The following is a 14174-nucleotide window of genomic DNA, read 5'->3' on the forward strand; positions in this document are numbered from 1 at the left end:
TGTCTTTTTCTTGTGTCTTCATATGGAATATAGGATAGAATCATCTCCCCCCTCTATCAGTCTGTTTTTTTCTTTTGTCCGAGTTCGGTTAATACAACATCTTTATTATCATGAAAATACACTAGGCCCATTGCATTCAAAACGGGAAAAATCACCATCATTGGCCGATCTTTTAATCCAAGGTTTTTCTGAAGAACCTCAAAGGCTTGGGGCTCTGAAGACAACTCCTCAAAAATATTCAGGTGACAACAAGCTGCGACTAAAATCTGAGAGCCATTGAGGTCACTCAAATAACGGGTAATTGGGGAAAGGTCTATTTTCACTGCTAGGGATTTGTTTTTTGTAGGGGGCGTTTGATGATATCTATTGGCCAGACAATATAATCTGATATGTGATGGAGAGTAGCGTGTGTCTATTAGCCGCAAGCGTTTGACTGGGGTACTAGCTACAAGCTACGCGCCATGTTTTGTGATTCCCGCACAAGACTGGGCATAATAATTTAACACGTAAAACGTAATACAACCTAGCGTTGAAAGGAATTCCTTTAGCTGTAGAGCTCGTTCTCAATTGGATAAACTTGATGCGCGACAGTATGTTACTTGTGAAGCGGGGGCAGGCGTTTGGCTTCGGAAAGTAGGAAGTCGATGTCCATGAAGGGATCGGCTGAGATGTCGGACCAGAGGATGCGGCCAGTGCCACTGATGAGGAAGGTGCCGTGGAGCGGTTCGTTTTCGAAATCGTCGTGGGCGGAGTACTTGTGGAAAGATGCTTTTTCGGGGTCGGCGATCAGCGGAAAGGGAAAGTTTTCACCTTCGGCTGAGAAATTTTCCTGGGATTTTTTGAGACCGACGAGTGTGTCGGTGGAGATGGCCAGGATAGGCAAACTAATGTCCTTGAAGTCCATGGAGCGGTCGGCCAGGGCATTGAGTTGTTCACTGCAGTGGAGGCATCCGTGACCGAGGTAGAAGATGAGTAGTAGCGGTTTTCCTTGGTAGTCGGCTAGGGAAATGGGTTTATTGTTTTGATCGGCGTGCGAGAATCCTGGGGCGACGGCAGGAGTCCAGTGGATTGGGCCGAGGGAGTCGAGCTCTGGGCGCACGGCGGTATCGGTTGCCGGTGTGTCCGGCTGGGTCCAATTGTCGGGGAGGCCGAGCGATTTGGCGATCGGAGCGAGTCGGACGAAGGGTGGGGTGGTGAGGTCGATTTGGGAGGAAATTTTGCGCAGTTGCTCGAAGCTGCTACGAGTTTCCTCGGTTTTACCTTGGGCATGGAGGATTTCGATACGAGCGGCGAGGGGCAGAGTTTGGTGGGTGGATTTAGTTACTGCTTCCTCGGAGAGTTTGTTGGCGGTTTCCAGATCCCCGTGGTGGAGGTAGCGCAGGGCTTTGGCCCATTTGGGTCGGGCAGATTGTTTGAGGGCTTTGAGCGACTCTTCTTTGTCGCCATTGAGTTCCGCTACTAGGCCGTTGAGTTCGGTCTGGTATTTTTTGATTTGTTTGATGGTGCCCTCGGCTGATTTCCCGGCTGCCTTGACGAGGGTTTCAGTTTCTTTGTCGGATTTTTTATCTGTCTTAGCTTTTTCGCTGGCTTTGTCTTGGGCGGATTTCTGCAGGGTGCGGGCGGTTTCGATCAGGCTGTCGAACTGAGTGATTGTCTTTTCAAGTTCAGGTTTTTGGCCGAGTTGGAAGTGGGCTAGACCGATGAGCCGGAGGCGTGGGTATTCGTGTTTTGGGACATCGACGGGTTCAAACCAGTGGCTACTGGTGAGTTCGATGGCGGTTTCCCAGAGCTCGAATTTTTCGAGAATTTCGGCGAGGCGTCTGCGGCCGTAGTTGTAGGAATGGGCTTTGCCTTCTAGCGTGTTGAGTGTCGGGTGGCGCGGGTTGGCGAGGAGGGATTTGGCCATGCTGAGGGCGGAGCTGGCATTTCCTAGGTGGACCCAGTTGCGTGATAACCACTCGTTGTTGTGAGCATAGTTATGGATTTGGTCGGGCAGAATCAGTTGCTTGATCATGTGGCCGTGATCGATGCGGGCGGACGCCTGTTGGTGCCAGGCTGCGTCTTCATAGCGGTGAAGCTTTGAGTAGATGTGGCCCGGCATGTGCCACATGTGGGCGATGGCGGGGGCGGTGGATCCGAGCTTCGCTGCGGAGTCGAGGGCGCGTTTGGCGTTACGCTTGTCCCAGAGGTGGATACGGTAGTGGTGAGCCGGGTGGTGAGGGGCGACGGCTAAAATTTGCTGCAATAGGGCATCGACGGCTTCGTGGCTGGTGATGGGAAGTCCCTTGCGGGAGAATTGCCATAGACGGACGCAGAGCATGGCCTTGGCCTCGATGTCATCGGGGTGTTTGTCGATGATGGATTCGATGTCGTGCAGCAGTTTTTGGTTCCGTTTTTTAGCATCGTCGGGTTTGCCATCGAGATAGTTCGCCTGAGCTTTGATGTAGAGCTTTTCGTGGTCGCTAGCTTTGTCTAGGTGTTGGTTGGCTTTGGCAATAAACTCCTTGGCTCGTTTTTCATTTTCCCAGTTCGCCATAGCAAGGCCCCAGTAGGCCATGGCACAGGTTGGGTCCTTCGCTACGATTTGGCGGAATGAGCGTTCTGCTTCGTAATACCAGAACCCGTGAAGCTGGCCGAGACCTTGGTTGAAATAGTCCTGCCCGTCTTTCCAGCTGGTGGTGATCGGGAAATGTACTTGGCCGGTGTTGTTGACCAAGGGTGCGGATTGCCGTGGTCCTTCATTAAATGCATGACCTTGGTGCGAGTGCCCCTCGAGACGCGGCTCGGCAGCACTGCAGACGGGAGCAAGTGCCAGAGTCAGTAAAAGGGCGGAGCTGCTGGTGATGGATCGAAGAGGAAAGAACATGGTGTGTGGGAATAAAACGTAAAAAAATAGAGAATCTTGCATCTCTTTTTATCAACACATCAACAGAAAGTGCCAAAAGGCCTATTTGAAAAGAATTGTCCCTTTTACCGAGAAGTATTCCCATTCTAGGGGAGCACCGAGGTGAGGTTGCTAGAATGGGGAAATAGTGGTCGCTAGATGGCCCGTGAACGAGGCTTGATATTAGCGGCGTTCGTCGAGGAGGATGGGCTTGCCGCCGGCGAGTCGGGATTCTTCTGCGGCGAATCCGATCAGGTGACCTTCGATGGCGTGTTCGATGAGTGAGCTTTCTGGGCCGTCTCCGCGGAAGATGGCATCCATCGCATTGACCAGCCCGTAGTCGCCGCCGCCGTGGCCTTGGTAGCCGTCATCGTTAGCGGATTCGAGCGAGATGGTTTCAATTTCTCCGCTGTCGTGGTCGCGGATAGAGATATCTTTGTCTGAAAATCCATCGTAGGCGTCGCCGCCGCGAAGGCAGGCTTTGGTGCCGTAAACCTCGAGGTGGCGGCGCAATCGAATGCGGTCATGGTGAGGCTGGCAGTGTTGCCGTTTTCAAATTCCATGCTGACGACTTGGTGGTCGACGGCATTGTTATCGCATTTCCAGGCGCATCGACCCCAAGGTGAGGACTCGAGCCATTTGATGATGTCATCTTTGTTGCGCTCGGTCGGGTGCGGGTAAACCATGCGCAACCATCTGGCATGTTTGTCGAGGTAATGGTGGGCGTCGTAGGGGCAGTTTCCGCCTTGGGGTGCGGCGTGTGGGCAGCCGGAGGTGCAGCGGTCGGCGGCTCCTTCAGGGGCATGGGCTGAGGTGAAGTGGGAGAGCCGACCGTACGAGCTTACCGAGGTGCAGCGGCTGTTCATGAACCAGGAGATGTAGTCGGTGTCGTGGCTACATTTGGCGATGATCATGGGGGTGGAGAGGTCGGTCCTGCTCCAGTTTCCCCGGACGTAGGAGTGGGTGTGGTGCCAGGCATCGACGCCTTCAGCTGCGTGGATCGTGATGATGTCGCCGAGCCGGCCAGAGCGGATGATCTCGTGGACTTTTGAGTAAAATGGGGTGTAGCGCAGGACGAAACAGAGAAGGATTTTGCGGTCGTATTTTTTGGCCAGCCTGGCGAGTTCGTTGACCTCTTCGAGGGATTGGGCTGCGGGTTTTTCGAGTAGCAGGTGGTATCCTTTTTCGAGGGCTTTTTTGGCGGGTTCGAAGTGGTAGTTGTCTTGGGTGCCGATGATGAGGACGTCGGCTAGGCGGTCTTGCGCGAGTAATGCATCGGCTGAGTCGAACCCTTGGAATTCCGGGTTGTCGGAGATTTCGCGCATAGCCTCGAGCCGTTGGGGGACCGGGTCGGCTCCGGCAGTGATGCGGTAGCGGTCGCCGAGCGAGGCCGCGATCTGGCTGTAAGTGCGTGCGCGTGAGCCGCAGCCCACGGCGGCGATGGTGAGTGGTTGGGACAGATTAGACATGTGTGCTGAAATGTTGCTGGGAATTGGGAGTTTGGGAAGTCTGAAAATGGGAGTAGCGGTTGATCACGCTACTAGTCGTTATACTGACACGCATCAAGATTTGTCCAATTGAGAACTGGCTCTGATGTTTAAGGAATCCCTTTCAGCGCATCGTGGTTTTACGTTTTAAGTAGTATGCCTTCCTTGTTGTAGAAATCCCCAAACATGGCGCGTAGCAGTATATCAGCTAGGTTTGTGTGGGGATGTCGGGCTAGAATGGCAGGCGGAAGTTCGCTGGTGAGATCTGAGCGCTGTGAGTCAGCAGCTTCGCTGGGGGTATTTTGAGCGACCGAGACGGTCGCGTTACGTGGAGAGACCTTCACCTTGCCCAGATATTGTGTGTCTAATCCTGTAGGTGAGATCTGAGCGCTGTGAGTCAGCAGCTTCGCTGGGGGTATATTGAGCGACCGAGACGGTCGCGTTACGTGGAGAGACCTTCACCTTGCCCAGATATTGTGTGTCTAATCCTGTAAGTGTCTAATCCTGTAAGAAGAAAATGTATTGTTGATTCGTATCAGACACATGGTGTAAACCCATTCACATCTGCTCTATAAACATGAACAACCGAAGACTGATGAAACGACTAAGCACCCTATGGATTTTACTATTGGTAAGCCTCATTTCAGGTTCCGCTCTTTCTGCCGCAAACAAAAATCCAGACCTAGTCTTTGTCGAAAACGCATTCATACGAGTTGGAATTAATTTAAAATGGGGGGGGAGCGATTACCCATGTCTCGGAGCCCGGTGGGCCTAATCTGATCAATTCCTACGATCTTGGTCGGCAGATTCAGCAGTCCTATTACTCGGGGCCAGCCAATTACCAACGCGAAGGTAAAGTGAAGCACAAACACTGGGGGAATTTCCCGTGGAACCCAATCCAGACTGGTGATTCCCATAGAATAGGGTCACGTGTGGTGGAACATAGAGTCAAGGATGGCAAGCTGTACGTAAAAACGATTCCGATGCTTTGGCCGATGAAGGACGATGCTGCCGAATGCCACATGGAAACCTGGATTTACCTTTCAGAGACCGGCCCGATGTTTAGCTACAAAGCCAAACTAACTAACGCGCGCAGCGATCACACTCAGTATGGAGCGCACCCTCAAGAGATCCCAGCAGTCTATACCAACGGCCCATGGCACCGACTCATCACCTACACTGGGGATAAACCGTTCAGTGGTGGTGCAACCAAAGAAGTACGTAATGACCACAAGGAGCCCTGGCCGTGGATCAAATTTCTAGCCACGGAGGGCTGGACAGCGCTCTTGAATGATAAAGGAACCGGTATCGGAGTCTGCGCTCTGGGACCGTCAGAATTTCATGCCGGCTTCAACGGCCGCCGTGGAACCGGTGGTGAAAAATCCACCAACACCGGCTACATGTCGCCGATGACCCGTGAAATCCTCGACTACAATATCGAGTTCGAATACGCATGCCGGTTTGTTCTGGGGAACCTGCAGGATATTCGCAAAGAAGCGGCACGTATCATTAGCAAAAAGCTGCCTCGGTGGAATTTCAATAAATCCCGCCACGGATGGCATTACCACAATGGCAGTGACGACGGCTGGCCGCTCGCCGGCAAAGGTCTCAAACTTAAAGCAAAAAATCCAGCCCGTCCGCTACGTCTGCTCAGCCCAATCACCTTCTGGCAGGCAAAATCTGCCCGACAAGTGGCGATAGAAATCTCTTCTCCAATTTCCGGGTCAATCACTGTGTATTGGCGCGGTATGCCACCGGAAAACGCGTCTGAAAAACCAAGCAACTGGGCCGCATGGAGAAAGGACTGGTGGAATAAATCTCGCTGAGCTAGCACCCGCATCAGTAAGGGCAATAATAAATGGCTGAAAATCAATTTAGAAAAACTCCCTTCCTATCAAGGTGGCATTACCGGCCTAGCGATCGATGTCCCAGACGGAGTAACCATCCGCCAGATACATATCGAATAATTGGACAAGTGAATGCAATAGGCGTTATGAGGACAAAAGGGGCTATGACTGGCTAATATTGTGTGAACCAGTTAGGCGAGTTCAAAGAAATTCAAATTCTGAGAAAGTTATTATTTGGTTGATAAATCCGATTCATGGGTCACGTATTCCCACCATCTAGCTCTGACAGGCAAGGCCAACTACCACCAACGCAGCGACCTATGATAAAAGTTAACAGAGCATTTAGTGAAAAAGTAATCGCTTCCAAGCATTCGCCCTCGCTTCGTGTCAACGTTGCAAGCTGTATGAAATGGCTCAGTCTCGTCACTTTAGTTTCACTATTGACCCACCAAGGACTCAGAGCAGCGGCAGCCAGAGAGTGGACGTATGAGAAAGGGCGCAAAGTCACTGCGACGTTTGAGGGACTCAAGGATGGCAAAGTCAACCTGGCGATGAAAAATGGGAAAGTGCTTCCCTTTCCACTCAAATCACTCAGCAAGACCGACCAGCAATGGGTGTAGAAGATCACGGACGAGACCGCCAAAGTTGTCATAAAAAAGGCCGATCCCGATCCAATACCTAATCCCGCGCCAGCCCCTATAAAAGCCAATGAAAGCCCGTTTGAGGTTCATCCCAAGATGGATGTCCTGCTCGATGTATATTGTTATGCCTGCCACGATGAAGACAAGCAGAAAGGCGACATCCGGCTCGACCAGCTAGCTAGCCTCAGCCAGGACGCCCGACTCGACCTTCTCAATAAAATGCAGGAGCAAATCTTCTTTGAGGAAATGCCGCCAAAGAAGAAAAAGTCCCAGCCAACGCCGACCGAACGCAAGCAGATGACCGCCTGGATCTCCAGTGAGTTGAAAAAACATGCCGCGTCCAAGCTGGAAGATAAAATTAGAATGCCGTCATACGGAAATTACGTCGACCACGACAGATTATTCTCCGGTGAATACAAAGATCTCAAGGCGTTCACCCCAGACAGGCGCTGGCTGATTAGCGAGTTTATTTTCGACGCCAAGTTCAACAAATTACTCAACCATAAACCAACTCAAACGATCGATGGCAAGAGGCAGTCAGTCATCGGTGATAACAACAGGCGCGTCAACCTGACCAATCCCTTCCTGTTACCCACAAACACAGGCGTGCGGTATTACGATACCACAACGCTAAATGGCGGGCACTTGCTGACGATGCTCACCAACGCCAAAAATGCGGCTACTCACATGATGTATCTGGCCAAGAGGGACAGGCGATACCTCCCAGCCGTCGATGGCATCATGGCCAAAGAAAATGGGCACAATGGCACCCTCGCAGCGCGTGAGTCCTTTCTCAACAAATTCATCGAGCAGGTTTGTAACGAAATCTATCAGGGAAAAAACTCTTCACTATTGCCAAAACTCGAAAGAGTTGAAATGAAGCCAGCGGCTTCAACATCAGGCAAGGAAATCAAAAAGGCACCCTTTCACTCAGCCCAGCCAGGTAATGCCGAGTTGGAATTAATTTACCGTTCCATGCTGAAGCACCAGAAAAACGGTGAGTCAGATGCGCAGCTCATCGCAAAGTGTGAGAAGGAATGGTTTTATTTCGGCGACAACGAGCGAAAAATCCAAGCCCGCGTCACATTTCTCAAGAACTACATGACTGAATGGCGCGCTCAGATAAAACAGCACAATTACGAGAAGAAGCACAAACCACACGTTTATAGCCCGCTGAAAGAAGATGAAATGTTGCTGGTCAAAAAGGCGATCACTCAACACCGCAAAAAAGGCGATCGCTATAATGAAATCATTAGCAAATGCATTGAGGACTGGAGTCAGGGCTTTGTTCAAGAACGCATCGATGCCGGCCCGCCCACTGGCAAGCTGGTGACGGACCTCGTTGACCAAGTCTTTATCAAGCTATTTGAGAGACCGGCAACATCAGAAGAATCTGAAAAGTATGTCTTGCTAACTCGATCCTACATCAAGGACCTAGGGAATAATAAGGGGATGAAAAAGTTGATCCAGACGCTGATACTGAGTTCTGAGTTTGTTTACCGTTCAGAATTTGGCCAAGGAGTGGCCGATAAGAGTAACAGAAAAATGCTTTCCCCGCGAGATGCCAGCTACGCCATCGCCTACGCACTCAGCGACAGCAGCCCGGACAAAGAACTGGCTGAGGCAGCCAAAAATGGCAAGCTCAACACCCGGGAGGATTACAAACGTGAGGTCACTCGCCTACTCAAAAATAGGAACCAGTTCTATGTGGTGGATGAGGCAGTGCAGCGTCTCCAAGACACCGCCAGCATCACTAACCAGCCAATCAGAAAACTTCGATTTTTCAGAGAGTTCTTCGGCTACCAAAAAATGCTCCCCATCTTTAAGGACAATAAGCGCTTTGGGGGTAATTATGATAACTCAAAAGGCCGTCTAGTCGGCGAGGCGGATCGTCTGGTGGACCACATTCTCGAGAATGACCAGAACGTCATTGAGACGCTCTTACATACCGAGAAATTCTACGTTTACCACTCCGGCAATAATGAGGCGATGACCGAATCCACCAAACGCCTCCGCAAGATCTACGACTATTTCAAAGATAAAGATTGGAAGAACTTTGAAATGGATGATCTGCTCAAGCACAAAGATTTTCTCGATGAGGTCAAACTTCACAGCGTTGATCTAAAGGGACCAGAGCATAAGAAGCGTGACAGGACGAAAGTCTTCAAGCAACACATGACGAGCTTCGCGCTGCGCTTCGATAAAGGGCAAAAATCTGCAGCTCCATACGCCGCATATTCTTCCCACGGTGTGCATAACGCCGCCACCCGAACCGGAAAAAAATTCCGCGCAGAAGAAGTCACCAAGTTCTTCAATATCAGCTTGGACGACTGGGACTACCCAGCGGTGCAGCCAGCTAAGGTCGCCCACCGTAAAGGCATGCTCACTCACCCCGCATGGCTCATTGCCCATTCTCAGAACACTGAAACCGACCCCGTGATTCGCGGCAAGTGGATCCGCGAAAAACTCCTCGCTGGAACCGTGCCAGACGTGCCAATCACCGTCGATGCCGTGATCCCCGAAGATCATCACAAAACTTTGCGGGGCCGTCTGGTGGACGTTACCGAAAAAGAAGCCTGCTGGAAGTGTCACGAGCGTATGAACCCACTCGGTTACGCCTTTGAGTCCTATGACGACTTCGGCCGATTCCGCACCCAGGAATCCCTAGAACACCCAGATAACCTCATCAAAAAGGGACCCGACAAAGCCGCGGCACACGTGGATTTAAGAGACATTTACAAAACCCTACCAGTCAATCCCAAAGGCCACCTCTCCGGCACCGGTGACAAAAACCTCGACGGCGACGTCCAGGATGCTCTCGACCTAGTCGCACGACTCGCTAAATCAGAACGCGTACGCCAGTCCGTCATCCGCTACGCCTTCCGCTACTTCATGGGGCGCAATGAGGTTCTATCCGACTCAAAAACCCTCATTGACGCAGACCAAGCCTACGTAAAGAGTGGTGGCAGCTTTGATGCCGTCATCGTCTCATTCCTCACTTCCGATTCATTCCTCTACCGCAAAGCCCAATAAAATAAAGTATGACAACTAGAAGACATTTTTTCAAAACATCGGCTTTAGGTGCCGGAGCTCTGGCTCTAACGCCATCATTCAGCAATCTCCTAGCAGCATCCACTAACAGCGCCGCCCCGCGCCGTTTTATCTTTATTAGAAAATCAAACGGCATTCGGCCAAACGAGCTGGCACTGCCGACATTCTCAGCCGAGGAAAAGGCACTAGATGCAAAAAAACAACCGCTCGACCTAGATCTAGATAATCACGAGCTGCCGTCCTGGATGCAAGCTCTAGAAGGCCATAAGGAGAACCTTAGCATTCTACAGGGACTGTCCTGTAAAATGAGCGAAAACGGCCATTGGTCCTATTCCTCAGTGATGGGAGCCTACAAATCAGGCCGAAATTCACTGAGCGGCATCAAGCGCGCGACCATTGATTTTGAACTCGCCAAGCTGACCCCGTCGCCATTCGGCCACGTTGAACTTTCACTCACAGGAAACTATAGCACTTTCAGAAGCGGGATTGTATCCGGCTTTTCGGCCCCTGCGCCGCACCAGAGGAACTACTGCTACGCAGACCCGCAAACAGCCTACAACGAACTGTTCAAATCTGTCACCAACCCTGGCGCAGTCGACTCTGATAACGCGATGTTGAAGTTCTTGCAAAAAGAAGAATCCGTCAAATCCAACGTGCTTCAAGGGTATGAAAAACTCAAACTCAGCAACCACATCAGCTCGATTGAGTCAATCCAGGCTCGTAACAAGAAGCTCGAAAAAATGTCTGGCTCCATCTCCAAGCACCTGCCAGAAATAGGCTTGGTTCACGCTGATGGCGGACCCAATGCCAGCACCCCGGAAAAACAGGAAGCCATGACTGAGATCCTCATATCAGCGCTGGTTACCGGCCTCACAAACGTGGTGACCTACACCATCGATGAACTCTCCACCCCGATCAAGGGAATGCCCGGCAACGAGGGCGACCACATCTCGCTTCACGAGCTCGGTCACAACGGAGCCTATAGCGGAGTGCCTGCTGAAAAGATCAGAGAGAAAGTCCGTGTCGGGCACATCCAACAAGTGGCCCGCATCGTCGAACGTCTCAAAGCGCAACCCGAGGGCAATGGCTCAATGTTCGATAATACCGTGATCATGTACTTCCCAGAAAACGGCGAAGGTCACCACAGTCACGGCACCGAAGCACCATTTGTTGTGATGGCTGGTGATAATTGCAAGCTCGACATGATGGGTCGTTACATCCGTCTGCCGTACCATGCTACAGAAGGTCACAAAACCATCGGCAATTGGTACACCACCCTACTCAATGCCTACGGCAACCCGATCGAACACTACGGCGACTTCGACCTAGATATGTCCCGTAAAAAACTCCATCAGGCTGGGGCTATTCAACAATTGATCAGAGCGTAAATAATCACACTGCAAGACCCAAATTTAGCAGCCTATTCGCCTTGGGTGGCTGGCTAGAGATTGCCGTGAACCAGCTAGCTAGAACCAGCAGCGCGATCTAATTTTTGTGGGATTTTTTTCATGTGGTGGTGCGATTGAACCGCAGGTTTTTGCATGCGGTGATTGGACTATTCAGATTTCAACCTCCTCTGATTATTCCGCCATGCGCGGGCTGTCAGCCTTGATGTTTTTTAGCAGGCGCTGGACGACTTCAGGTTTCTGTCCGGCGATGTTGGTCATTTCCTCCGTGTCGTTGTTGTGGTCGTAGAGCTCGAGGTCGGAGTAGCTGTCCCCCTTCTTTCTGGCGATGAGTCGGTATCCGGGAGTCCTGACGGAGCGGGCACCGCCCCAGTAGCTCAGCGCGTAATCTTTGCCGGGATGCGTGGCATCTTTGAGAACCGGGCTCAGGCTCAGTCCGTTCAGCGGGTGTGCTGTTTTGTTAAATGTCGGCTTACAGACATCGACAAGGGTCGGGAAGATATCGAGGGATTCGACGATGGCATCGGTGCGTTTTCCGGCGGCGGCCATGCCGGGGACTTTGATGATCAGGGCGCTGCGATTGGCTTTTTCCAACGGGCTGTGTTTCCCCCACATGGCGTGATCGCCGAGGTGCCAGCCGTGGTCACCCCAGATGACAATTACCGTGTTTTTCTCCAGCTCAAGCGCTTTTAACCGATCGACCAGTCGACCAATCTGAGCGTCGACATAACTGACACAGGCGTAGTAGGATTTTTTGCATTCGACCTGATCCAGAGTGCCAAGTGGTTTGGTCTTGGTGTGGGGTGCATGGTAGCCGTAGAACTCGCCGCTGCCGTGCCAGTAAGCGGATTTTTTCAGTTGCTGGTTAATCGCGGGTTTGACCTCAACGCCATTGTAGAGGTCGCGGTATTTTTTAGGTGCCACAAATGGCAGGTGAGGTTTAAAAAATCCGACAGCGAGGAAGAACGGCTTGTCCTTTGATTTTAGCTCGCCGAGCACCTTGAGTGCCTCGTCGCACATCATCCCATCTGGCAGGCCGTTATCCGGCACATCCGGGTGCTGATAGAGTGGCCGCACCTTGCTTTTCCCCGAGGTTGTTTCCCGACTGACTCCGTTGCCGTAGGCAAAAAAAGATCCCCAACCGTATTTCCACTGGCCGTAGGGGGTGCGCAGTTCGTCCCAGGCGTTGGGGAGTTCATGGCGACCGTCGCCTTTGCCGTTGTAAGAAAACACCTTGCCGTCCGGGGAGTGGGATACTTTTCCAATACACACCGTGTGGTAGCCGCTGCGCCGGAACAGTTCGGGGAAGCTCTGGGCGCCATCGAGTTGGTCTTGTTTCAGGGCGCTTTTTCCGCCGGTCATGGCTCCATTGTGCGTGCCCAGGCTCAGACTGGGGCGACGACCGGTGAGCAAGGCGTAGCGCGACGACCCGCAGGTGGGTACCTGGACGAAGTGGTTGTTAAAGACCAGCGCGGACTTGGCCAGTTGGTTGATGTGAGGTGTCTGGATTGTATCGACCCCATAACATCCGAGCTCAGCCCTGAGGTCATCGACGCAGATCATCAGAACGTTGTAGCGGTTGTTTGTTTTCTCCTCCTCGGAGTGTCCGGACTCCAGCAGCATCAGAGAGATGAGGGTGGCCCCACACAGAATGGTTAACTTGTTCATGGTGTCGTAGATCTGTAGATTGGTGAATGAAGTGGTATTACTGGGACTTGGTTGGGGTCTTGAGTTTGGCGATGAGGTAATCGGTGGGTGATTTGTATTTCACGTCCGGGGCGCCAGGGTAGACGACTGCACATTCCAGGCCAATTTTTTTACAATGCTCTTGTAGTTTGACTCCGAAGTTAGCGGTGTGTGTCGGGTCCTTCTGTTCCTCACCGATGGCAGGAGCGTTATTAAAGATCATGTAGACCGGCGGGTCGCCAGCGCTTACCAGGGCACTAATGACAATCACTAATAGACACACAATAGTTACTCTTTTAATAGACACACAATAGTTACTCTTTTCAATAGTTACTCTTTTGATAAGGCGGACGCATTGAAAGATGCCGGCACAGCAAAGCTGTAGGGAGGGTGGACAATTCTGTCCACTGGCAACCCAAGCACGCTGCCCATGGGTTGCTAATGGACAGGATTGTCCACCCTCCCTATTTCACGTCGCGCGCTCGTTCACTTTCCCACAGCGTGAATGTTCCGGGAGGAAGCTTCTGAGGATTTTTCCGAATATACCTCACTGCGTTGGCAAAGTGTGAATAATCGCGTATTAGAGTATCTCGATAATTGCGTTGCCAGATGCTGCCTTTGCCTATTTTTCTGGCGGAGATACCTTTCCATTTTTGGATGATTTCAGGTAATGGTATTTTGGGTGAAAACAGCAAGTGCACGTGATTGGGCATGATGACCCATGCATGTTGTTCAGCTTGGTTCGTCTGGTCATACATGAAAGTTTCCTCTAAGATTTCACGATTCAAAGGATCACGAAAAAGACAACTTCCAGCTCCTTGATCCAGCCATTTTTCTAACTGGTCGGTGAATCGGTGATGGTATTTTTTCATCGTGGCTTCGTCCCTAGGCTCTGGATACTGCTTGAGCCAGATGTCCCTTTGCTCCCGCCAGATAGAGAGCTTGCCAGCGGGCATGGCATCACCGAGACGAAACGTGACAAACTGCATCACCTCGCCCTGTTGCCAGTGGGGGAGTTTCTGCCCATGCGTTTGTATCTCCTCATTGCCGTCCAGAAAATCACACATGAAGGCATGCTAGGGAGCGTGGACAATCCTGTCCACTATCAACCCATGTGGAGTAGCTATGCATGAGTGGCTTAGGTTGCCGAGGGACAGGATTGTCGCCCCTCC

Annotated in this window: 11 protein-coding genes; 4 read left to right on the forward strand and 7 right to left on the reverse strand. The window is 51.7% G+C overall.

All coding sequences use genetic code 11. The features are described 5' to 3' along the window. Window positions 1-56: 56 nt before the first annotated feature. The 4 genes from BSZ32_RS13565 to BSZ32_RS13580 form a co-directional block, all read right to left on the reverse strand. A complete protein-coding gene (locus BSZ32_RS13565) occupies window positions 57-323 on the reverse strand; it encodes a hypothetical protein (RefSeq protein WP_105043909.1) in 267 nt (88 codons plus the stop codon). Between the two features lie 272 nt (window positions 324-595). Continuing rightward, complete coding sequence (locus BSZ32_RS13570; RefSeq protein ID WP_165788852.1) at window positions 596-2866, reverse strand: redoxin domain-containing protein; 2271 nt, start codon at window positions 2864-2866, stop codon at window positions 596-598. 269 nt (window positions 2867-3135) lie between these two features. After that, on the reverse strand, window positions 3136-4353 hold the full coding sequence (locus BSZ32_RS13575; protein ID WP_105043911.1) for a Gfo/Idh/MocA family protein: 1218 nt from the start codon (window positions 4351-4353) through the stop codon (window positions 3136-3138). Window positions 4354-4511: 158 nt separating this feature from the next. Continuing rightward, window positions 4512-4715, reverse strand: a complete 204-nt coding sequence (locus BSZ32_RS13580) for a hypothetical protein (protein WP_105043912.1) — start codon at window positions 4713-4715, stop codon at window positions 4512-4514. 513 nt (window positions 4716-5228) lie between these two features. Between BSZ32_RS13580 and BSZ32_RS13585 the strand changes: the two genes are divergently transcribed. The 4 genes from BSZ32_RS13585 (at window position 5229) to BSZ32_RS13600 (ending at window position 11298) form a co-directional block, all read left to right on the forward strand. Beyond that, window positions 5229-6197: a hypothetical protein gene (locus BSZ32_RS13585; RefSeq protein WP_129589760.1), complete on the forward strand. Its 969-nt coding sequence runs from the start codon at window positions 5229-5231 to the stop codon at window positions 6195-6197. A 425-nt stretch (window positions 6198-6622) separates the two neighbouring features. Beyond that, window positions 6623-6838 carry an SHD1 domain-containing protein gene (locus BSZ32_RS18955; RefSeq protein WP_165788853.1) on the forward strand — a complete coding sequence of 72 codons (216 nt, stop codon included), beginning with the start codon at window positions 6623-6625 and terminating at the stop codon, window positions 6836-6838. 117 nt (window positions 6839-6955) lie between these two features. Further along, window positions 6956-9892 (forward strand): DUF1588 domain-containing protein, encoded by a 2937-nt coding sequence (locus tag BSZ32_RS13595; RefSeq protein ID WP_105043915.1) that lies wholly within the window; start codon window positions 6956-6958, stop codon window positions 9890-9892. Window positions 9893-9900: 8 nt separating this feature from the next. Beyond that, complete coding sequence (locus BSZ32_RS13600) at window positions 9901-11298, forward strand: DUF1552 domain-containing protein (RefSeq protein WP_105043916.1); 1398 nt, start codon at window positions 9901-9903, stop codon at window positions 11296-11298. A 192-nt stretch (window positions 11299-11490) separates the two neighbouring features. On the opposite strand, the gene BSZ32_RS13605 is transcribed toward BSZ32_RS13600, so the two are convergent. The 3 genes from BSZ32_RS13605 to BSZ32_RS13615 all read right to left on the reverse strand — a co-directional run bounded on the left by BSZ32_RS13605 (window position 11491) and on the right by BSZ32_RS13615 (window position 14069). Next, window positions 11491-12984, reverse strand: a complete 1494-nt coding sequence (locus BSZ32_RS13605) for a sulfatase (RefSeq protein WP_105043917.1) — start codon at window positions 12982-12984, stop codon at window positions 11491-11493. Between the two features lie 37 nt (window positions 12985-13021). Further along, on the reverse strand, window positions 13022-13309 hold the full coding sequence (locus BSZ32_RS13610) for a hypothetical protein (RefSeq protein WP_206018851.1): 288 nt from the start codon (window positions 13307-13309) through the stop codon (window positions 13022-13024). Between the two features lie 157 nt (window positions 13310-13466). After that, window positions 13467-14069 carry a transposase gene (locus tag BSZ32_RS13615; RefSeq protein WP_105043918.1) on the reverse strand — a complete coding sequence of 201 codons (603 nt, stop codon included), beginning with the start codon at window positions 14067-14069 and terminating at the stop codon, window positions 13467-13469. Between the last annotated feature and the right edge of the window lie 105 nt (window positions 14070-14174).

The sequence above is a fragment of the Rubritalea profundi genome, from assembly GCF_002954445.1.
GTDB classification, from domain to species: domain Bacteria; phylum Verrucomicrobiota; class Verrucomicrobiia; order Verrucomicrobiales; family Akkermansiaceae; genus Rubritalea; species Rubritalea profundi.